Genomic DNA, 21,849 nt, shown 5'->3' with positions numbered 1-21,849 from the left:
TTTAAGTTCTACTCAAGGTATGTTCAAGGATAGAAAATGAATATTAAAATTAGAACATTAGCCAAAGGCATCGCGCTGATCTACGGCTGTGCCTTGACCTCTGTAGCCATAGCCAATCCAACCCCAGTCCCGCCAGCGGGACAACTCTGCGTGACCTGTCACGGCGCCGAAGGCGAGGGCATTGAACCCCTCGGCCCCCGTCTCGCTGGACTTTCGAAAGAATATATCAGCACCCAATTACAACATTTTCAGGCCGGTGTGCGCCAAAACGCTACCATGATGCCAATGGCGATGACACTGCAAGGTGATGGCATCGAGCAGGTGGCCAGTTACTTCTCCGCCAAATCACCTAAGACTGAGGTCAAGCCCGTGATCCGTGGTGAGCAGGTGACCTTTAGCGACGATACCGCGCGCTTAGCCTATCAAGGCGATTGGTCTCGCGGCTTACCTGCCTGCGTGACTTGCCATGGCCCCTCGGGTTTAGGTGGTGGCCTGTTCCCTCGTTTAGCGGGTCAACAGGCCAGTTATATCAAGACGCAGCTCTTGGCGTGGCAAGCGGGCACTCGTAAGGGAGATGTGGACGGCATGATGGCCAATGTGGCTAACAAGCTGACCGCCGCCGAGGTGGATGCCTTAGCGAACTACTTTGCGAATTTGAAATAAGGAGCCGGCCATGAAATCTTCTGCCATCTTACTATTGGCCGCAATGGGCGTGCTAACAGCTCAAGTGCAGGCTGCGAATGAGTTACCCGACAAACAAGCGCCATTGCCCTCAGTCCCTAAAAACCCTGATCAAACCTATCTTACGCCAAGACCCTTAAGTGCGATTCCCGAAGGTGCCTTCGGCGATAAAGTACGCTTGGGTTATCAGTTATTTGTGAATACCCAGCAGCTGAGAGATAAGTATGTGGGTAACGAGCTTAACTGTGCCAACTGCCATATGGATGCGGGCCGTAAGGCGAATGCGTCACCGCTTTGGGGCGCCTATTTTGCCTATCCCGCGTATCGTAAAAAAGACGATAAAGTAAATACCTTTCAAGAAAGGGTACAAGGCTGTTTTAACTATTCGATGAATGGTAAAGCCCCCGCAGCGGGCAGCCCCGAGCTGGTCGCGCTATCGGCCTATGCCTACTGGTTAGGGATGAGTGGCTTGATGGATGCGGCTAATCTTGATGGTCCAGTACCAGAACTTAGTGATGCCGAATTGGTTAAAGGCGCCAAACGTGAGGATTTCCCGCTGCCAGACACACTAGCTAAAGCCATGACAGTGGAACAACGCGCGAATCTGCCTGGCCGTGGTTATCCTGAGATCCCCAAACCTGAACTCGCGTTTTCACCTGAGCGTGGCAAAGCCGTGTATACCGCACACTGCCAAGCGTGCCATGGCGCCGATGGTCAAGGCCAAGCGATTGCGGGAGTTTACTCTCTGCCGCCATTATGGGGTCCTAAGAGCTACAACTGGGGCGCTGGTATGCACAGGGTCAATACGGCCGCATTCTTCATTTATGAAAACATGCCCTTCGCTAAGAGTATTCAGCTGACTAACCAACAGGCTTGGGATGTTGCGGCTTACATTAACTCCCATGAAAGGCCACAGGACCCACGCAATAAGGGCGATGTGAAACAAGCGCAGGAAAAATACCATAACGACAATGACTACTACGGTGTCGAAGTCGATGGCAAAGTGCTTGGCACCGCTTCTTATCCGGTGTTTCCGAAAAAGTCTTAGTTGAGTCGCTTTGATTGACTGTTCTCGCGGTGAAATAAAGCGAGTGAATTAGTTAGGCAGAAAGCCAGCAAGCTTAAAGTTTGCTGGTTTTTTATTGGTCAATTGTACTGACTAGCTATAGGACTTACGTTGTAGGGGAATTCGTGTGTTTGCTGATATCAACGTATAGGTGAGTCATGGCATTCGCTCACCGACTCGCAGCGAGTCTATCCGTGGATGCTCGACCGCCCCGTCCTTGGGGCGGACGGTCGTCTCGCTAATCACCATGACTCGCCTTTCGGGCATCAGTGTGGTCTGTTGATTTCAAAATCGATCTTGAATACATGAAACGTAGCGAGGGAGTAGAACCCTCTCTACGTTTTCTAAGAAGCTGATTTACGCTGGTTTTTGATCAAAGGAAACAGAGTGTTGTTACACCTTACTGTATTTCTTTAGTAAGAGGAAATCTCGAGCGTACTAACCTCAAGCAAAGTCTAAACACAAGGTATAATGGGAAATCTATAAAATGACTTCAAGGCGAGCCTAAAAATGTATGGGGTTTTGCTTGGGTGTTTATGTAATCAATTGAATTTATAACTCTTTCACTTTGCCTAATACTATTTACCGCGCTAAAACGTTTATCGGTAAATAAGCTCTCGATTTTTCTGGATGAAAAATGTTGATAGCCCACTGATACTAATGCTAACTTATTGTCATTATTAAATTATTTTCTTGTTTATTACCATATTCAACTCTATTCGGGTTGGGTTTTATTAGAAGAGCAGGTAATACACTGTATTAACTCAAGGACAGTTCGGTGAAATATAAGAACTTCAAGCCACTGGTTCACAATTTTACCCACTCGTTTGTGGGAGGTTGTAACTATCTTGATGGAAAATTTATATTTGAAGACCTTTTCGAGTTAGCTGAACAACGCAGAGGTCGAAAGGTGGTTGTGCAATGGCTACCTTTCTCAGAACAGCAAGATCCTGAACTCTCAGAACGAGTTAAAAGTTCGATAGGTTTTTACTTAGCTTGGTTACCTAAAATGGCATCAAGTTTGGGTGTAGAATTGGAAAAACTCACAGATTACCGAACTGAAGTGTATGTGACACTTCTCCGAGACATTTGTGTTAAAGCTATTGCGCACGATGATCGTGGGAAAGAATATTCATACATCATCAGCAATTGAGTTATAAGTTGCTTAAGCTGGACAAATTTAAGCGCGGCTTCGCCGGAAATTTGCCCCTTAACAAAGCGTAGGTATGCCTAGTTGACCATGGAAGATTTAAGAATAATAAACGAGTTTGCTAATAGAGAAAGGTGACCATAGCTGTGTTGGTTGCCTTTGTTATCTTCGGTGGGGTTATCGCAATCAATTACTTTGCTGATATTTATATCAATCCAGCGATTCCATTTTTCGTTGGATTGGCTATTTGCATTACGGGATTCTACAAATGGTATCGGTGTCCTAAGTGCAATTCCGTACCAAGAGCATTAGGACGAGCAGGTGTCCAAATATCGCCACATTATTGTGGGGAATGTGGAGCTAAATTACGGTGAAAGCATTCCGCTAATAAATACTTCATCTATTCAAGCTTCGGATTAACATCAAATTGCATTCAGCATGTATGAATCCATGAATACATTTTTCATAACGCAGGAATGCGGCTCACTGAGCTAAATAAACACACAAAATATGATTTTAGTTAGACACCACTTGATGAATACAGCTAATTAAAGGGCAATAAATCCCTAGGCATTTATTGGCATGCTAAATCGATATGAGTATCTTGATGATGGAATGATTGTTCCAACGTTAATGAAAAAACCATTATTATTTCTGCGTTATCACTCCGATGCCATAAGGATTACCGTGCCCAAGCATTTACCCGAACATCAGTTCGATACAGCGCAAATTTGCCCTTTATGCCAAGGGGCGAATCAGTGCGCAATGACTCTTGGGGCTGATATAAGTGACTGTTGGTGTGCTAAGCAGAGGTTTCCTAATTTGACTCAATTGCTATCTAGCGATTTGGCGGTGGGTTTATCGACATGCGATGCAGCAGGGTTGAGTGCTGATAAGTTAGCGCAACTATTATCGCAACCTGCGATGGCTTGTATTTGTGAGACTTGTTTAAGCCGGATAAAGCGAGAGCTAACTGCTTCCGCTATATTAGAGGATAAAAACAGCCCATCGGGATTAGGCGATGGGCTGGGATATGAGGTGAAGTAAGCGATTAAGACTTATCGGTGAAATAGTCTATACGCACAGTCGTTTGTGCTGGCACGGGCTTGCCATGTTCAAACTTAGGGGCATAGCGCCATTCTTCGATCATTTTCAGTGTGGATTTTTCAAATAGCACACCGCCTTTGGATTCGAGCACTTCAGGATTTTTCACAAATCCCATCTCATCAACAGTGAAGTTAAGGGTCACGTAGCCGCTTTTACGTTGTATGAGGTAGGACTTGGGGTATTTGGGTGTCGTACGAAACAGCGGTTGTTGTTCCTGAGTGTCGGCCCATGGGCGCATCTTGCCGATGGCGATACAGTGGGCGGTGGACTCTTCGCGTTTTCCTTGGCGTTCATAAAGTTCGACTAAATAAGCGTGGGCACTTAAGGCGTAGGGATGGCTAAACTTAAGGGCTTCAAACTGCTTAACCACTTCTAACAGTAATGGAATCGCCTTGTCATCATGCTTTTCAGCATATTCAACTGCACCCACTACATAGGTAGCTTTGACTCTGTCTAGGGCATTTTCGGGAAGGATCTCTTTGTAAGTTTCATAGGCCTCGAAGGCATAGTCCCTTACCTGAGCCGTGTACAATCCTGTGTTGGTGAGGCGATCAAAGGTTGCTATCTTTACATCGGCCAACAGCTTTTTATTTGCTGTTTTTTCAGCAATTTCAATAGCATTTTCAAAAAGCTCTTTCGCCACGGTCAGTTTAGGTGAGGTTTCCGCTGCGCCGAGTAGCGGGTCGATAAGCTCAGCTGCATGCTCGCCGTAATGCTTTTTATAATTGCTTAATGCGAGTTGATATAACTCATAGGCCTTGGCCGTTTTCGCCGCATTATCTCCCTCAAAGAGATTCGGCATAGCCACTGTTTTTAGCGCGCCAGCCCAGTTCATGGCGAGGTTCGCTAAATCGACACTGTCCTTGGCATATTGAGCTTCACCGAGTTCGAAGGCCCTTTTGGCACTGGCTTCTATTTGGGCGTCATCACCCTGTTTGAGTGCGGTTTGGTAGTCACTGTAGGCTTGGGAAAAAGTGTTTTCCGAGGCATTTAAGGGTAACGAAGTATTTAAGGCTAAGGCAAATAGACTTGCTAAAGGCAATATTTTTCCGTCTAACATCTTGTATATCCTTATATTTAGTTCTATCGGATAGTACAAATGTTTCACTCTTGATACAAGCTTGTTTTCGCTCTGTTGGTCAGTAGGGGGATTGTAGAAGGTAAGCATTTGCCTACCTTCTGATTTTGCTGGCTAGCTTGGCACACTTTAGGCTGTACTTATTTAGCCACAAACTGCAAACCAAACTGGCCTAAGTCGCCGTAGTGGAATTGACAGTGCTGATTGAGTGGCAAATCTAATACCCCCGCATAGGAGCCTGTGATCACATATTGCCCTCGGGTTAAGCCAATTCCTTGGGCAGATAAGAAGTTGACCAACCAATAAAGTCCAGCTTTAGGGAAACCATTTGGATGAAGCGCGGCTTTTTGCAGAGTTTCACTTGCTTGCTGTCCGCTTGTGGCGATTTCAACATTTAGAGCGAAATGGCCTGTTTCTATCTCGGCAGGAGCAAGCAGTTCAGGCCCTAACCATAGGCCTTGATTGACTAAGCCATCGGCGAGGGCATCGAAGTGATTGGCTTCGCCTGGGTTTTGATAACGACTTTTGATAAGTTCCAAGGCGAGGCGCGTTTTACCGAGGGCGGCGTCGATTTCGGCTTGCGAATAAGGCGTGGCTCGTGGTGGTAAATCGCTGCCAATTTCAAAGGCGAGCTCGGGTTCGACGCGGGCAAGCCCTTTGCTCGAAGGATAAAGTGGACACTCGGCGGTTTCGACATACACATCATGTTGATAGATGGGCGCTACCACGGTTTTTTCGGCGGTTGGGAGTAGGCACTTCCACCCCGCAATCGGGTTGCCTTGGGCGCTAAACTGCTGCGCAATAGTCTGCTGGATGGCAAAGGCCTGGGGGAAATCTTTCGGTCTTAGCGCTTCTTGTAACAGCGCGCCCGCTTCACCCTTGTCGCGGCGCTGCGCGAGTTCTTGTGCTGCTGCGTGAATGGACTCAAGCTGTGTTTTAGCGTCTGTCTGTGACATGTGTAATCCTAACTAACTTATTTAAAAGGCTTATACAGAGTGGTTGATGCCGCAAAAACTGAGCGCAAAAGGCATAAATCGACTCTGTAAATCCAATTTGAGCTAAAAGAGAAATTGCGCTCAATATACCTTTTTGTGCTGCTAAAGGCTTGATAAAACTTAGCTTGAAATGCTCTGCATTTATCGCTGGTAAGATTGATTTAGTGTCAGTTTAACTATCCAATCCGGCGGATAAGTTAATCGCTTTTTAGGCTAGATCTTAGCGCGCCGCGGTGCCAGAATGGCGTTCCTTTCTGCGGTACTACTGGGACTTTTCCGTGAATCAAAGCCATTCTGGATCCTTGGCAACTAATCATGCTCAATTAGGATTGTTGTTTATTTCTGTTGCCGTGCTGTTTTGGGGCATGTTACCCATAGCGCTTAAGCTGTCGGGGAGTTTTATCGATCCTGTGACTTTGACTTGGTTCCGTTTTTTAGTGGCGCTCCTTGTCAGTATTTTGGTGCAGTGGAGTGCGGGGAGTTTGAAACAGTTTGCAGCGCTCGATGCCAAGGTTTGGCTCAGGCTTATCCTCGCCGGACTGTTTTTAATGCTTAACTATGTGTCATTCGTGTATTCCCTCGATTATCTGGCGCCGGGGGCGGCGCAGCTTAATTTTCAAACCTCGCCATTTTTCCTCGCCTTTGGCGGCGTATTGTTTTTTAAAGAACGCTTGAATGCGGTGCAGCTCAGTTGTTTTGCTAGCTTAGCTTTAGGGATGTTGATGTTTTTCCATCCCTATTTAGATTTTTCCGCCACCGATAACCATGAGATCTGGCTTGGGGTGATGATAGTGCAGTTTTCAGCATTGTCATGGACTACCTATGCATTACTTCAAAAGTCACTGTTGAACCGTTTGTCCCCCGCCAACGTACTCTTAGTTATCTATGCCTTAGGGATCTTTGCGATGGCGCCCTTTAGCGACTTTAGCCAATTTGCACAAATGGATAGCTTTGACTGGCAAGTGGCGCTGTTTTGCGCCGCCAATACCTTGATTGCCTACGGTTGCTTCGGACAATCGATGAAGTACTGGCCGACGGCACAGGTGAGCGCCATGCTGGCGTTAACGCCGGTATTTAGCTTTAGTGCCACAGCATTAGTGGTGAGTATTGGTTGGTGGCCAGATGTATTTAAGGCCGATAAATTAGATGCGCTATCGCTATTAGGCATAGGTGTGATTATTGTGTCAGTGATGGTGGTGCAGTTACTGCCCATGTATCGCCAGCGCCGCGCCCGACGTTTGCAACCCGCTTCACAGACCACTGAATAGGTACCCGAGTGATCACACGCCTGACCGATATTCAACTTGAACAGATCCGCGGGGTGATTTTCGACCTCGACGGCACGCTTGCCCATTCAAACCCCGATTTTAAAGGCTTAAGGGCGGCATTAGGTATTGGCTCTGGTACCGATATTCTCGAGCATATACATAGCCTCGACACCACAATGGCCAAGATGCAGGCGCTGGAAATTGTCCATGACTATGAGCTAGAAAGTTCGCGTCAGGCGAGCTGGATTGAAGGTGCGCAGGCGTTGATTGCGTTTTTAAAGACGCGGCAACTGCCGCTGGCGATTTTGACCCGCAATATGCCCGAGGCGGCCAAAATCACCATCGAAAAACTCGGTATTGATATCCCTTTAGTGCTGACCCGTTACGATGCCGAGCCTAAACCTCACCCGCAGGGGATCCACTTAATTTGCGAGCAATGGCAGTTGAATCCGGCGGATATCTTGTATGTGGGGGATTATCTATTCGATCTGCAAACTGCGCAGAATGCTGGTAGCCGCTGCGCCCTCTATTGCCCAGAAGAGGTGCCCGACTATGCCCAAGCGGCGGATTTGCTTATCGCCAATTATCAAAGCTTTATCGACGCTTGGGCATTAGAAACTAAAGGCTAACTATGGTGTGCCCGAATTAATCCCAATGTGGGGCAAAGTCAGGATTTGCGACCCTATGATTGCGATCCAGCTGATTAATTTGCTCGATTTCTGCTGGCGTTAAGTTAATGCTTGCGGCCGTTAAGTTGCTGCGAACATTGTCTCTTTTGGTTGAGGAGGGAATGGTGGCAAAACCTAATTGTCGTAACCAGGCCAACACAATTTGTGCGGGAGTGGCTTGATGCACTGATGCTAAGTTGACTATGGTTTCATCCTGCAACACTGCGCCATAGGCAAATGGCATGTACCCAGTTACTAATACATTGTGTTGTCTGCAAAAATCCGTCACTTTGCGATTGATGAGATAGGGATGCACTTCTACTTGATTGGTATAAATAACACCTTCGCCTAAGATGGCAATTGCTTGCGCGAGTTGTGCATTGGTAAAGTTTGATACGCCAATGCGACGAGTCAAGCCTTTATCTAATACTGCTTTCAGCTCTGAGAGATACTCGACCATACTCGGCTCATCGCTGTTCAATGGCCAATGAATGAGTAACAAATCAAGATACTCAGTTTGTAGCGCCGTTAGGCTATCGACAACACTAGTCTCAAAGCGTTCCTTGGTCAGGTTCTCAGTCCACACTTTGGTTGTGATAAACAGTTCTTCACGTGGGATCCCTGAGGCGTTAATCGCATCCCCGACCGCTTGTTCATTGCCATAAATCTGCGCCGTATCGATATGACGTGAACCTTCTTCCAGTGCCATCAACACTGCATCGAACGCAGCTTTATCTTTAAGCCTGAATGTTCCTGTGCCCAGCATCGGCATAGCCGTCATAGGCGCTTGGTTAGATGTTGTCGCATTGGTTTGAGTCATATTCTTCCCCTTATTCTGTGGATGGGGTAACTGTCGCCGATCGTGCTTTGTCGATAAAGAGGCTAAAGCACAAATGATTTTTGCTATTACCGCAACAATCGACTGCACTTAACGCCCTAATCACATGCATATTTATAGGGTTAGCCGAGGTTGAATAAAATCGATAAAGGCGGAGATCCGCCGAGCTACGGTTGAGGCCTTGTAGTAAACGGCATTGACTTGTTCCCGCTCTATGTTTGCGACTCGCTCGTTTTCCAGTAAAGGCAATAAACGCCCGCTAGCAATATCATCGCTGACCATAAACCCAGATAGGCAGGCGATGCCGTTACCCGCGAGGGTTAATTGACGCACGGTTTCGCCATTGCTTGCCCGCATAGTGGGGACGATTTGCTCCAATCCTTTGAGTGGCCATTGATTCAAGACCTTAGCGCCCGTAAAACCGATAAGACTATGGTGGTTTAGCTCGCTGACGCTTTTAGGTAAACCGCGTTTTGCGAGGTATTCCTTAGAGGCGACGATATGCAGTTTACTCTTGCCTAAGGGCCTAGCGTGCAGGGTTGAGTCGGTGAGTTTTCCGATACGAATCGCCACATCGGTACGCTTTTCAATCAAGTCTACAAAGCCTTCATTCGAGGTGAGTTCTAGCTCTATCTCAGGATAAAGCTTTTTAAACTCATGCACTAAGGGGACTATTTGATGTAGCACAAAAGGGCTGGCGGCATCGACTCTAAGCTTACCCTTAGGTTGCTCCCCGCGGCTCATAAGCTCTTCTTCTGCTAACTGTATGGTTTGCAGCCCAAGCCTAACTGCATCGACAAACAGGCGTCCCTCATTGGTTAATTCGACTCGTCGAGTGGTGCGGTTGAGTAGGGTAACTTGTAGTTGGCTCTCTAGTTTGGTCACGGCTCTTGAAACCCTCGCGACTTGAATATCGAGCGCTTCGGCCGCTGCGGAAAATCCACCACTATCAACCACTGTGAGCAGTATCTGTAAGTCATCTGAGCGAGTCAGCATGTCAGTCTCCAACGAGGTAATTAGTCACGTTTATAGCAAAAATCATTTGTAAAAATCACTCTTTTTGACAATAAACTTTATCGTCAAGATAGCGCCATCTGAAGTTAAGCGAGCTGGTTTAACTTCAGCTCTATTAGCCCTTATCGAGCTTGTCGCTCGTTTAATACAGGATGGACGCCATCATGCCTTTAGCTTTACTTGCATTGACGCTCAGCGCCTTTGCTATTGGAACAACAGAGTTTGTCATCGTGGGGTTAATTCCCACAATGGCGCAGGATTTACAGGTTTCTCTCCCCTCGGCGGGATTATTAGTGAGCCTCTATGCCCTTGGGGTAGCCGTCGGCGCCCCAGTATTAACGGCGTTAACGGGGCATTGGAATCGTAAACATGTGTTGTTGGCGGTAATGACGCTATTCGTTGCGGGAAATGTGCTCGCGTGGCAAGCCCCGAGTTATGAAACTCTCATCGCGGCGCGGGTAATCACTGGTTTAGCCCATGGGGTGTTCTTTTCGATTGGCTCAACCATTGCCACAGGACTGGTACCAAAGGAAAAAGCGGCCAGCGCCATTGCGATTATGTTTACAGGACTGACCGTCGCACTGGTAACTGGTGTGCCCCTAGGGACTTATATTGGCCAGAGTCTTGGTTGGCAGTCGACCTTTTTAGTCGTTGCTTTGCTTGGCCTTATCGCCCTGATAGGCAGTGCATTCTTAGTGCCGAACAACCTTAAGCAGACCCGTGCAGCCAGTTTACTGACCCAAGCGAAAGTGTTGACCGAGCCAAGGCTGCTGTTGGTATTTGCCATTACAGCAATTGGGTATGGCGGTACTTTTGTTGCCTTTACCTTTCTCGCACCGATTTTACAGCAGATCAGTGGTTTCGATGCGAGTGCGATAGGGGGGATCATGTTGGTGTATGGTGTCTCGGTCGCTATAGGCAACATCTGGGGCGGTAAGATGGCCGATAACATGGGGCCAATCAAAGCGCTAACTTATATTTTTACAGGGTTAGCCGCAGTGCTGTTTATCTTCCACTTTACGGCGTTAAACCCTATTACCGCTGTGTTAACCATACTCGTTTGGGGCGCTTTCGCCTTTGGTAATGTCCCTGGATTACAGGTCTATGTTGTCAAACTGGCTGAAACCTATGCTCCAACCGCAGTAGATGTGGCCTCGGGACTCAATATAGCCGCCTTCAACATAGGGATTGCCTTAGGTGCTTGGGGCGGCGGACTGATTGTCGAGCAGATGGGATTAATGCAAACCCCATTGATTGGTGCGCTAGTGGTGATTGCGGCGCTGCTACTAACTCGCCTGAGTGGCTATTTGGATACTCGAACTGAGGCTGTTGATACGTCAGTCGATGGTGTTAAGCAATAGGTTATCGTTGCAATATGGGTTTGCTGGCCACACAGTGCTTGCAAGCCCATTAAAGTATCTAGTGAATCTAATACCCTGCTGTATTCGTAGTTAAGGCATCTTGTTTATCTTGCTTGAGCCCAAGGCGAATACTGTCGAGCAATGCCACTAACCAGCAGAGCAAAAAGCCATAGAGCAGTTCATTGGCATTGGCCATTGTGCTTTGGGTTTGTTGGGTGATTTCGGCGGATATCACCCCGACATCTAGGGGTAAGGTGCCATTTTGGATCTCCAAGGCGATCACTTGTGCCACTTGATAGATTTGCATAAGTAGCAGCACAAGGCTGATGACAGCTAAGCAGAAAAACACCAGCGCCGAACGTTTATGTTTAAGGTAAAAGTGGCCGCTGCCGGGGGCGACAAAGGCGGATAACAGGCCTGCGGTAAGGGCTTTTTTCATCGAAATACACTAACTGTGTTGCCAAAGACTAAGGCGACACTAATAGACCTATTGGCTTAAGTGCAAGTTAATTTGCCATGGCGACTAACATTCCAATAAAGCTGGCAAACAGAGTACAACCGACCAGGACCATAATTAATAAGGTTTTATCTTGGCGGCATGAGTTAGCCAGTGCTGGAAGTGTTGGGTTAAATAGGTCGGCTATCAGTACTAAAAAATCCATTTAATGTCCTTAACTTAGGCATCCATCGACTGACTATACCTGCTCGAAATATCAACTGGCCAGTGAAGTTTGAGCGGGAGCGATTTTAAGACAACAAAAAAGGAGCCTAGGCTCCTTTTTAATGCGTTTGTTTAAATCTGCTTAACCTAATGGCTTAGGTTTGGCGATTACTCTTCGCGTGGTTTACGTGGTCTACGCTCGCCTGCAGGCTTGTCCGAACGTGGTTTGCGGTCAGCAAACGGCTTGTCACCAGAGGCTGAACGTGGTTTACGCTCGCCCATTGGACGGTCACCACGTGGACGACGGTCGCTACGTGCGCCACGGCCAGAGTCTACAAATACTTGATCGCCAGCTTCACGGATGTTCAGTGGCTTGCCACATACGCGCACTTTCTTCAGGTGTTGCAGCACTTCTTTTGGCATGCCGTCTGGCAGGTCAACGGTAGTCACCGCGTCGTATAACTGGATAGCACCAATGTAACGGCTGTCGATGTTAGCTTCGTTTGCAATAGCGCCAACGATGTTGCCCACACCCACGCCATTGTCACGACCTACGTCGATAACGTAACGGCACATCTTCAGATCTGGGTTATCTTTTAACGCTTCAGCACTACCAAGGCTTGCTGGCATTGGACGTGATTCACGGCTACGACGTTCACCGCGCTCGCCACGTTCAGCACCACGTTCACTGCGCTCATCACGAGTACGTTCTTGAATCGCAGGTAATTGCAGTGGGCGCTCTTGCTGTACTTGGTGCAGCAGGGCTGCAGCCAGCAGATCGGTATCCACTTCCAGTTGTTGACATAACTGGGCAACCGCTTCGCGCATAAAGTCCAGATCTTGAGTCATGGTTTGCGCTAACTGCTCACCTAAGCGAGACAGACGACGCTCTGCAACTGTCTCTGGGCTTGGCACTTTCATTGGCGAAATACGGCTGTTAGTTGCGCGCTCGATGGTGCGCAGCATACGCATTTCACGGCTGGTGACGAACAGAATCGCCATACCTGTACGGCCAGCACGGCCAGTACGACCGATACGGTGTACGTAAGCTTCAGTATCGTAAGGGATATCGTAGTTCACTACGTGGCCGATACGCTCAACGTCCAGACCACGGGCCGCAACGTCGGTCGCGATCAGAATGTCTAACTTACCGCTTTTCAGCTGTTCAACCGCGCGCTCACGGGCTTGCTGGTTCATATCACCGTGCAGTGGTGATGATGCGTAGCCGCGGGCTTCGAGTTTTTCTGCTAATTCAACGCATGAGTTACGGGTACGAACGAAGATGATGATACCTTCGGTATTTTCAACTTCTAATACGCGTACTAAGGCTTCTAACTTGTTGTGCTGAGACACTTGCACGAAACGTTGCTCGATAGAGTCAACTGTGGTGTGGCTCGCAGCGATGCTGATGTTAGTCGCATCTTTTAAATGCTTGTTAGCAACACGCTTGATTTGTTCTGGCATAGTAGCCGAGAACAGTGCCAGTTGACGCTGCTCTGGTGTGTGTTCCAGAATCCATTCGATATCGTCGATAAAGCCCATTTTTAACATTTCGTCGGCTTCGTCGAGAACCAGCGCTTGCAGGGTTTCCAGCTTTAAGGTGCCACGGCGCATATGGTCCATAACACGGCCCGGTGTACCCACGATAACTTGTGGGCCACGCTTCAGGGCGTTTAATTGCTGATGCATGCTCTGACCGCCATAGATTGGCAGTACATGGAAACCTTTCATAAATTTCGCGTAGCTGCTGAAAGCTTCTGCTACTTGCACCGCTAATTCGCGGGTTGGCGCTAATACTAAGATTTGTGGAACAGCTTGGCTGGTCACTTTGTTGAGCAGGGGCAGGGCGAAGGCGCCAGTTTTACCTGTACCTGTTTGTGCCTGACCTAAAATATCTTTGCCAGCCATTAATGGGTCGATACTGGCTGATTGGATTGGCGTTGGGTTTTCGTAACCTAGCTCGTCAAGAGCACGCAACAAATTCTCGGACAAGCCGAGTTCACGGAAAGTTCTTTCACTGGATGACATTGGGTTGTAGCCTTGTGGATGCGCCCGGATTGGCGCTTAAGTTTCACAGACAGAAAATCAACCCCGTGTCGATTTCCCGCACCGAAAACGCCAGATTATAGCAGCATTTTAGCCGCTTTACCAAGTGACTCTCGGATAAATACAGGGTTTTGCGTGGATTTTTTTGCCAAAACTGAGCAAGAAACGCGCCACTTCGCTTAATTTTTCAAAAAGCCGCCATGGAGTCGTAGGATTTCGAAGGCGGATTCCGTCACCGCCGCGAGAAACACATAATCCAAAGTGTCGGGGGTATCTTCCGGGGTGTGATATTGCGGATGAGTCGGGACGCCAAAATAGAGCCAAGGGATCTTAGCTTTATGGAAAGGATAATGATCCGAGGCTCTGAGCCAATCTGTGCTCTGGATGCTTCGTCCCACGGGTTTGGGATGGCTTAACTTAATGCAGAGGCGATTATTCGCGTTTAGCATCGGTCTAAATTGCTGAAACTGATAGAAGTTGCGGCTACCCTCGAGGTAAATGGCGTAGGGGCGGCTCGGGTGGCCAATCATATCGAGATTGAGCATCAGTTCAAATTGCGCCTCGGGCATGCGTTGCTTGAGTTGCTGAACGAGTGCCGTACTGCCAAACAACCCTGGCTCTTCGGCATCGGTGGCGACAAACATTAAGTTAATGTTGGGCAGCGAATCGGGGGCGGCGCTTAGCTGCGCTTGCCAGTGGGCGGCGAGAGCCAACAGGGCGGCAACACCTGAGGCGTTATCATCGGCGCCGTGGTAAATTTTGCTGCCACTCATACCGAGATGATCGTAGTGAGCCACCACAATGCGCCATCGATGAGTGGATTGGTGTGCGGGGATTAACGCCACCATATTGCTTCCCGTCTCTTGGCTAAAAAGCGTGGCATATTCGAAGGGTACCTCGAAAGTATCTCCCCAAGGATTGAGCCCAAGTTGTTGATACTGGCTGTGCAGATAGTCGCGTGTCTTGGCGGCGCCTTCGGTTTGGGTTTTACGCCCCATTAATTCTGCGGCGCTGAGGATTGCTACTGTTTGCTTAAGAGCTTCTGGTTCGGCCCAATTCAATCGAATTGCCTCAGGTGAGCAAGTGTATTCGGCGGGTTGATTGGAACAGGCGGCAAGGCTTAAACATAAGCTAAGGATAAACAAGCGCAATAAGCTCAAGCCTATGCGGTGAGGCTGGGGGCGAGTGATTGCTGTGAATGGGTGCGCCAAATTGCCCATGGCGATCCTTAAAATTGGCAATAGGATGATCAATCCTAAGCCTAACAGGGATTTAGCTTGGCTGCATTGGCCGTAATGCTGAATCAGTCTAGGACGCGGATCTCGGGGGAGAGTGTCGCCTCTTGATGACGGCTTAAATGAAAGTGCTCTAAGCCAGAGACCAAACGGGTTCGTGAGCAAATAGTGACTTGGGCGTTTTTGGTGAGTCCGCCTTGATCTAAGGTGGTGATCCGGCCATCGGGCAAGGCGAGCAGGCTGCTATTGGCTGAGCTGTCTAACACTGTCACTTGTAAACGTGTGGGTTGACCGATAAGCGGATCGACAGCGGCAATAACCAGCGCCACAAGCGTTAACCCTAAGCAGGCAATCAGCAATACATTAGCGCGACTTAAGCTCGTCAAACTCGGGCGATGCGTTGGCAACATGTTCTCCTCTATTGATAACGGCGAATGGCCGACCTAGGATGGTTCTATACAGCAATAGGGTGTAATCACAGCGCCTTGGTGATGCCCAAGGCGCTGTTGACACTTAACATTATGACTGCTTGGCTAGCTTAGCATCCCGCTCCAGTAGCGGCTTTAAGAAGCGCGCGGTATGGGATGTCGGATGCTGCGCCACGTCTTCTGGCGTACCAGTTGCTAGGATAGTACCGCCGCCACCGCCGCCTTCTGGACCTAAGTCGATAATCCAGTCTGCGGTTTTAATCACATCCAAGTTATGCTCAATCACCACGATAGTATTACCGTGGGATTTGAGGCGATGCAGTACATCGAGCAGCAATTGGATATCGGCAAAGTGTAAGCCCGTTGTCGGTTCATCCAGAATATACAAGGTCTTACCCGTATCGCGCTTAGAGAGTTCCTTGGCGAGTTTCACCCTTTGCGCTTCACCGCCTGACAGTGTGGTCGCACTCTGGCCTAGACGCACGTAGGACAAACCTACATCCATCAGTGTTTGCAGTTTACGGGCAATGGCTGGCACGGCATCGAAAAATTCCCGCGCATCTTCCACTGTCATTTGCAGCACTTCGTGGATGTTCTTGCCTTTGTAGCGTACCTCTAAGGTTTCGCGGTTATAGCGTTTACCCTTACAGGCGTCGCAGGGCACATACACATCGGGCAGGAAGTGCATTTCGACCTTAATTAAGCCATCGCCCTGACAGGCCTCACAGCGACCGCCTTTCACGTTAAAGGAGAAGCGGCCCACCTGATAACCACGGGTGCGGGATTCCTGCGTCGCGGCAAAAATCTCCCTGATAGGCGTAAAGATGCCAGTATAAGTGGCGGGGTTAGAGCGCGGTGTGCGGCCAATCGGGCTTTGGTCGATATCGACCACTTTATCGCACTGCTCCATGCCGACAATGCGATCGTAGGGCGCGGGCTCATCGACCGTAGCACCGTTGAGTTGCTTATGGGCAATTCTAAAGAAGGTATCGTTAATCAGGGTCGATTTGCCCGAGCCTGATACCCCGGTCACGCAGGTAAACAGGCCTACCGGAACCGTTAAGTCGACATTGCGCAGGTTATTGCCGCGGGCGCCGTAAAGCTCAATCACTTGTTTTGGATCGTAAGGCGTACGTGGTGTGCTGATATGGATATTGCGTTTGCCCGAAATATATTGGCCAGTGACGGACTCGTCGCAAGCGACAATTTTCTCAATCGGGCCGTCGCAAATCACTTCGCCGCCGTGTACGCCAGCGCCGGGGCCGATATCGATAATATGATCCGCGATGCGAATCGCATCTTCATCGTGCTCAACCACGATCACTGTATTACCTAAATCCCGCAGGTGGATTAAGGTCTGCAATAACCGCTCGTTATCCCGTTGGTGCAAGCCGATAGATGGCTCGTCGAGCACATACATCACACCGACGAGGCCTGCGCCGATTTGGCTGGCGAGACGAATACGCTGTGCTTCACCGCCTGAGAGGGTTTCTGCCGAGCGTGACAGGCTTAAATAGTTGAGGCCGACGTTAACGAGGAAGCCTAAGCGATCGCGCACTTCCTTCAGTACCTTCTCGGCGATCTGTGCCTTTTGGCCGCTGAATTCGAGTTTGTCGAAGTATTCGAGGGCTTCACCTATCGACCAAACGGTAAGTTTCGGCAGGTTAAGATCGCCAATAAACACGTTACGGGCTTCTTCACGTAGGCGTGAGCCGCCACAGCTTTGGCAGGCTTGAGTGTTGATAAACTTGGCTAATTCTTCGCGCACCGCGTTACTTTCGGTCTCGCGGTAGCGCCTGTCCATATTATTTAAGATGCCTTCGAAGGGGTGGTTACGCACCACCACATCGCCACGGTCATTGATGTATTTGAAGGCGATGCTGTCTTTGCCTGAGCCGTAGAGGACGATTTTTCTCACCTTATCCGACAGCTGTTCGAAGGGGACTTCGACATCGAACTTATAGTGGTCGGCGAGCGAACTCAGCATCTGGAAGTAATAGAAGTTACGTCTATCCCAGCCGCGAATCGCGCCACCCGCAAGGGATAACTCAGGATTAGTGATCACTCTGTCGGGGTCGAAAAATTGTTGTACCCCTAAACCATCACAGGTGGGGCAAGCGCCGGCCGGGTTGTTAAAGGAGAAAATCCGTGGCTCGAGTTCCGCCATCGAATAACCGCAGTGCGGACAGGCAAAGTTTGCCGAGAAGATTAATTCTTCCGTGGTGCCTTCATCCATGCTGGCGACTACGGCAATCCCGCCGGAGAGTTCGAGCGCGGTTTCAAAGGATTCGGCGAGACGCTGCTGAATATCGCTGCGGACTTTAAAGCGATCGACCACCACTTCGATGGTGTGCTTAACGTGTAAGTCGAGTGCTGGTGGATCGGTTAAGTCGCAGACTTCGCCGTCGATTCGGGCACGGATATAACCCTGCGCCGATAAGCCCTCGAGTAATTTTACGTGCTCACCCTTACGACCGTTGACCACGGGCGCCAGCAGCATTAAGCGGCTGTCTTCGGGCATTTCTAACACTTTATCGACCATCTGGCTCACGGTTTGCGCCGCAAGCGGTTGACCGTGAGTCGGACAGCGTGGTTCACCCACGCGCGCAAACAACAGACGCAGATAGTCGTAAATTTCGGTGATCGTCCCGACGGTGGAGCGCGGATTATGGGACGTCGATTTTTGTTCGATGGAAATCGCCGGGCTCAAACCTTCGATATGGTCAACATCGGGCTTTTCCATCAAGCTTAAGAATTGGCGGGCATAGGCAGAAAGAGACTCAACGTAACGTCGTTGGCCTTCGGCATATAAAGTATCAAATGCTAGGGAAGATTTGCCTGAACCAGATAACCCTGTGATAACGATTAACTTATCCCTTGGGATAGTCAGGTTGATATTTTTGAGATTGTGGGTCCGTGCGCCGCGTATTTCAATCTTATCCATCTATCGCTCAAGTCTTATGCTTAAAAAAATGAGCCTAAGTATCGCACAGTTCGGCGGCCGAGTTTAGTCGATTCTGTGATCTTGCTGACATGCCGATTGGGCGCGGTTGTAGGGCTGGTATTGCTGATAAAAGGTGATGCAGTTAGCGGATTAACTAAGATTAATCCGTATAACGACTTTGAACTTACCCAACTTCTGTAAGCATCGAGTTAACTATTTGTAGCCAATGGGCTTTTAGATAAGTCTTAAAAATAAAGGCCTAAGCGTACGCTAAGGTGCGAGCATCCGCATTGGCGCGGGGCAAAATCCACTGTTTTACACTATTGGCGTGGGCGGTTTTTCCTTTTGAGCAAACGCTTTGGGGTGTGTTAACATGCGCCCCCTAAAAGACTTCAATCCAGGGCAAAATCATGGGTAACAACGGACTTTCAGGAACCGAGAAAAAAGTCGCGTTTTCTTTAGCCAGCGTATTTGGTTTACGTATGATGGGCTTGTTTATGATCATGCCCGTCTTTGCACTCTATGGTCAGCATTTAGAAGGTTTTTCTCCCCTTTGGGTGGGGATTGCCATTGGTGCCTATGGCTTGACTCAGGCCGTTTTGCAGATCCCTATGGGGATTTTATCCGACAAGTATGGTCGTAAACCTGTCATCCTCGCTGGATTGGTATTGTTCGCCATCGGCAGCTTAATTGCCGCCAATGCCGATACCATTTACGGTGTGGTATTTGGCCGCGCCGTGCAAGGTATGGGGGCGATTGCCGCCGCCGTGTTGGCCTTAGCGGCGGATTTAACCCGAGATGAGCAGCGCACTAAGGTGATGGCCATTATCGGCATGTGTATCGGCGGCTCCTTTGCCCTGTCGTTACTCGTCGGCCCGATTGTGGCGCAGCATTTAGGCTTATCGGGTTTATTCCTGTTAACTGCAGGCCTTGCCGTACTTGGCATGTTGATTGTGCAGCTATTAGTGCCGAATCCGATTTCCCATGCACCTAAGGGCGATACCTTAGCTGCGCCCGCCAAGCTTAAGCGTATGCTGACCGATCCGCAGCTGTTTAGGCTCGATGCGGGCATTTTTATTCTGCATTTAGTATTAACCGCAGTGTTTGTCGCCTTGCCGCTCGATTTAGTCGATGCGGGTCTGGTGAAAGAAAAACATTGGATGCTGTATTTCCCCGCATTTGTGGGCGCATTCTTCTTGATGGTGCCGTTAATCATCATCGGGGTGAAGCGTAAGAATACTAAGGCGATGTTCCAAATTGCTTTAGTGATCATGATGTTTGCCCTTGCGGCCATGGCGATTTTTGCCAACAACCTCTGGGTGTTGAGCGTGGCCGTGCTGCTGTTTTTTACCGGCTTTAACTACCTAGAGGCGTCGCTGCCGAGTTTGATTGCGAAATTCTGCCCAGTGGGTGAAAAAGGCTCGGCCATGGGCGTCTATTCGACCAGCCAATTCTTAGGCGCCTTCTGTGGCGGTATGCTCGGTGGCGGTGCGTTCCAATTAGTCGGCGCCGTGGGAGTGTTTATCGTCGCGCTGGTATTGATGGGTGTTTGGTTATTATTGACCCTAGGAATGAAAAATCCTGTGCTGCTTAAGAGTTACACCTTAGAGGCCGAAGTGAAAGACAAAGCCCAAGCGCGGGATATGGCGTCGCAGTTGTCACAATTGATGGGGGTGGTCGAAGCGATTGTGGTGCTAGACGAGAAAGTTGCTTATCTCAAAGTTGACGAGCATTTCGATTTAAGAGAAGCCCGAGCTGTGTTAGGCTCTGCTCAATAATATGTGTTATTGCCGCGAGTTTTAGGGAAGCGGATTTTCCCTTGCGGCAACAATTATAAACAACATACTGAATTAATAGATTATTTAAAGAATCGCAGGAGATTTCAATGGCCAGTCGTGGTGTTAACAAGGTAATTTTGGTTGGCAATTTGGGACAAGATCCAGAAGTACGTTACATGCCAAACGGTAACGCAGTCGCTAACATCACAGTAGCGACCAGCGAATCGTGGAAAGACCAACAAGGTCAACAGCAAGAGCGTACTGAATGGCACCGTGTGGTTCTGTTTGGCAAGTTGGCTGAAATTACGGGTGAGTACCTGCGTAAAGGTTCACAGGTTTACCTCGAAGGTAAACTGCAAACGCGTAAGTGGAAAGACCAAAGCGGTCAAGATCGTTACAGCACTGAAGTGGTTATCGACCAAAGCGGTAGCATGCAAATGTTAGGCGGCCGCAATCAAGGCCAAAGTCAAGGTCAAGGCCAAGGTGCACCTATGGGTGGCATGCAACAAAACGCGGGTTACCAAGCGGCTCCGGCTCAAACTGCGCCAGCGCAAAACCAATACGCGCCAGCACAGCAAAGTTACCAAGCACCTGCACAGCAACCACAATCTGGCTACAATCAGCAGCCTGCCCAGCAAAGCTATGGCCAGCAACAGCAATCCCATGCTCAGCCACAACAGAGTGGTTATGCGCCTAAGCCTGCTGCACCAGCCTATCAAGCACCAGCGGCACCAGCACAACGTCCAGCGCCACAGCCACAACAAAACTTCACCCCAGATTTGGATGATGGTTGGGACGACGATATCCCGTTCTAAGCTTGATTATCTAGCATAGTGCTAAGATTCAAAAACAAGGCCCCGTTTACGGGGCTTTGTTTTAATTGAAATTTTTCCGTAGATAGCAAAACGTTGAGTTGCTTTCAAACTATTTACAGGATGTAAAGATGGAACGATTTTATGAGTTGCAGAGTTTTTACCATCGAGATGTGTATTTTGTGTATGGCGAGCGAAATGTACAGTCTTATGCTGACGCCTTGACTCAACCATCGAATGGCGTTGGCACCTTTTACTATGAAGTAGATGTCCTTGATGATGAGATAACACAATACGACATTTTACCCACCCTTGGGCCTGAGCTGGTAAGCGCAGCATTTGTTGAGCAATTTCGAGATGTTATAGGTCAAGCGGTTCAATTTATTCCCGCCGAAATTTGTGATGCACAGGGGAATATCAATCGGCAGTTTTATGGGATGCAAGTGCTTAATCGTTATGCCTGTGTGGATTTTACCCGATCGCAGATAAGCCATCGCACCTATGGGCAACACCGTTTTTTGCAGATCCATTCCTTGGTGATTGATGCTAGTCAAGTGATTGAACCATCGATATTTTCTTTACAGGAAAAGTTGGGCTATATCCTAGTGAACCAAGCTCGCTATCACTTGTGTCAGCCGCTGCGGGGCGTGGAGTGTTTGCCGTTGGACTAGGCATTTAGATCGAGGTTTTGATGAAATTATTTCTAAAGATATTTTGCT

20 protein-coding genes are annotated in these 21,849 nt (G+C 48.8%); 10 read left to right on the top strand and 10 right to left on the bottom strand.

The features are described 5' to 3' along the window. Positions 1-36 precede the first annotated feature (36 nt). The 4 genes from K0H60_RS18070 (at position 37) to K0H60_RS18055 (ending at position 3,944) form a co-directional block, all read left to right on the top strand. On the top strand, positions 37-663 hold the full coding sequence (locus tag K0H60_RS18070; RefSeq protein WP_220056600.1) for a c-type cytochrome: 627 nt from the start codon (positions 37-39) through the stop codon (positions 661-663). Positions 664-673: 10 nt separating this feature from the next. Next, positions 674-1,729 carry a c-type cytochrome gene (locus K0H60_RS18065; RefSeq protein WP_220056599.1) on the top strand — a complete coding sequence of 352 codons (1,056 nt, stop codon included), beginning with the start codon at positions 674-676 and terminating at the stop codon, positions 1,727-1,729. A 796-nt stretch (positions 1,730-2,525) separates the two neighbouring features. Then, a complete protein-coding gene (locus K0H60_RS18060) occupies positions 2,526-2,900 on the top strand; it encodes a hypothetical protein (RefSeq protein WP_220056598.1) in 375 nt (124 codons plus the stop codon). A 579-nt stretch (positions 2,901-3,479) separates the two neighbouring features. After that, positions 3,480-3,944: a cysteine-rich CWC family protein gene (locus K0H60_RS18055; protein ID WP_434086661.1), complete on the top strand. Its 465-nt coding sequence runs from the start codon at positions 3,480-3,482 to the stop codon at positions 3,942-3,944. Positions 3,945-3,948: 4 nt separating this feature from the next. Here the strand turns inward: K0H60_RS18055 and K0H60_RS18050 are convergent, their stop codons facing one another. Beyond that, positions 3,949-5,064, bottom strand: coding sequence for an energy transducer TonB (locus K0H60_RS18050; protein WP_220056597.1), 1,116 nt, complete (start codon positions 5,062-5,064; stop codon positions 3,949-3,951). Positions 5,065-5,222: 158 nt separating this feature from the next. After that, positions 5,223-6,038, bottom strand: a complete 816-nt coding sequence (locus K0H60_RS18045) for a hydratase (protein ID WP_220056596.1) — start codon at positions 6,036-6,038, stop codon at positions 5,223-5,225. A 317-nt stretch (positions 6,039-6,355) separates the two neighbouring features. Here K0H60_RS18045 and K0H60_RS18040 point away from each other — a divergent pair, with 317 nt between their 5' ends. Together K0H60_RS18040 and K0H60_RS18035 are read left to right on the top strand one after the other, a co-directional pair. Further along, entirely contained in the window at positions 6,356-7,345 is a 990-nt protein-coding gene (locus tag K0H60_RS18040) for a DMT family transporter (RefSeq protein ID WP_220056595.1), read from the top strand. An 8-nt stretch (positions 7,346-7,353) separates the two neighbouring features. Beyond that, entirely contained in the window at positions 7,354-7,974 is a 621-nt protein-coding gene (locus K0H60_RS18035; protein ID WP_220056594.1) for an HAD family hydrolase, read from the top strand. A 16-nt stretch (positions 7,975-7,990) separates the two neighbouring features. Here K0H60_RS18035 and dkgB read toward each other — a convergent pair whose 3' ends face one another. Both dkgB and K0H60_RS18025 read right to left on the bottom strand, forming a co-directional pair. Continuing rightward, positions 7,991-8,833, bottom strand: a complete 843-nt coding sequence (gene dkgB, locus K0H60_RS18030; RefSeq protein ID WP_220056593.1) for a 2,5-didehydrogluconate reductase DkgB — start codon at positions 8,831-8,833, stop codon at positions 7,991-7,993. A gap of 132 nt (positions 8,834-8,965) precedes the next feature. Continuing rightward, positions 8,966-9,847 (bottom strand): LysR family transcriptional regulator, encoded by an 882-nt coding sequence (locus K0H60_RS18025; RefSeq protein ID WP_220056592.1) that lies wholly within the window; start codon positions 9,845-9,847, stop codon positions 8,966-8,968. A gap of 182 nt (positions 9,848-10,029) precedes the next feature. Here K0H60_RS18025 and K0H60_RS18020 point away from each other — a divergent pair, with 182 nt between their 5' ends. After that, complete coding sequence (locus K0H60_RS18020) at positions 10,030-11,226, top strand: MFS transporter (RefSeq protein WP_220056591.1); 1,197 nt, start codon at positions 10,030-10,032, stop codon at positions 11,224-11,226. Positions 11,227-11,293: 67 nt separating this feature from the next. On the opposite strand, the gene K0H60_RS18015 is transcribed toward K0H60_RS18020, so the two are convergent. The 6 genes from K0H60_RS18015 to uvrA form a co-directional block, all read right to left on the bottom strand. Beyond that, positions 11,294-11,665 carry a DUF6677 family protein gene (locus K0H60_RS18015; RefSeq protein WP_220056590.1) on the bottom strand — a complete coding sequence of 124 codons (372 nt, stop codon included), beginning with the start codon at positions 11,663-11,665 and terminating at the stop codon, positions 11,294-11,296. Between the two features lie 67 nt (positions 11,666-11,732). Then, positions 11,733-11,888 (bottom strand): hypothetical protein, encoded by a 156-nt coding sequence (locus tag K0H60_RS18010; protein WP_220056589.1) that lies wholly within the window; start codon positions 11,886-11,888, stop codon positions 11,733-11,735. Between the two features lie 167 nt (positions 11,889-12,055). Beyond that, positions 12,056-13,915 (bottom strand): DEAD/DEAH box helicase, encoded by a 1,860-nt coding sequence (locus tag K0H60_RS18005; RefSeq protein WP_011718375.1) that lies wholly within the window; start codon positions 13,913-13,915, stop codon positions 12,056-12,058. A gap of 197 nt (positions 13,916-14,112) precedes the next feature. After that, entirely contained in the window at positions 14,113-15,153 is a 1,041-nt protein-coding gene (locus K0H60_RS18000; protein WP_220056588.1) for a M28 family peptidase, read from the bottom strand. 83 nt (positions 15,154-15,236) lie between these two features. Continuing rightward, entirely contained in the window at positions 15,237-15,578 is a 342-nt protein-coding gene (locus tag K0H60_RS17995; protein WP_220056587.1) for a hypothetical protein, read from the bottom strand. A 109-nt stretch (positions 15,579-15,687) separates the two neighbouring features. Beyond that, entirely contained in the window at positions 15,688-18,540 is a 2,853-nt protein-coding gene (uvrA, locus tag K0H60_RS17990) for an excinuclease ABC subunit UvrA (RefSeq protein WP_011718372.1), read from the bottom strand. A 410-nt stretch (positions 18,541-18,950) separates the two neighbouring features. On the opposite strand from uvrA, the gene K0H60_RS17985 reads away from it, so the two are divergent. The 3 genes from K0H60_RS17985 to K0H60_RS17975 all read left to right on the top strand — a co-directional run bounded on the left by K0H60_RS17985 (position 18,951) and on the right by K0H60_RS17975 (position 21,801). Continuing rightward, entirely contained in the window at positions 18,951-20,318 is a 1,368-nt protein-coding gene (locus K0H60_RS17985) for an MFS transporter (RefSeq protein WP_088210090.1), read from the top strand. A gap of 107 nt (positions 20,319-20,425) precedes the next feature. Then, positions 20,426-21,133, top strand: a complete 708-nt coding sequence (ssb, locus tag K0H60_RS17980) for a single-stranded DNA-binding protein (protein WP_011718370.1) — start codon at positions 20,426-20,428, stop codon at positions 21,131-21,133. 128 nt (positions 21,134-21,261) lie between these two features. Beyond that, a complete protein-coding gene (locus K0H60_RS17975; RefSeq protein WP_220056586.1) occupies positions 21,262-21,801 on the top strand; it encodes an imm11 family protein in 540 nt (179 codons plus the stop codon). Positions 21,802-21,849: the final 48 nt, after the last annotated feature.

Source organism: Shewanella mangrovisoli (assembly GCF_019457635.1).
GTDB lineage: Bacteria > Pseudomonadota > Gammaproteobacteria > Enterobacterales > Shewanellaceae > Shewanella > Shewanella mangrovisoli.
The sequence above is the reverse complement of the archived record's forward strand: the minus strand, read 5'-3'. Positions and strand labels throughout refer to the sequence as shown.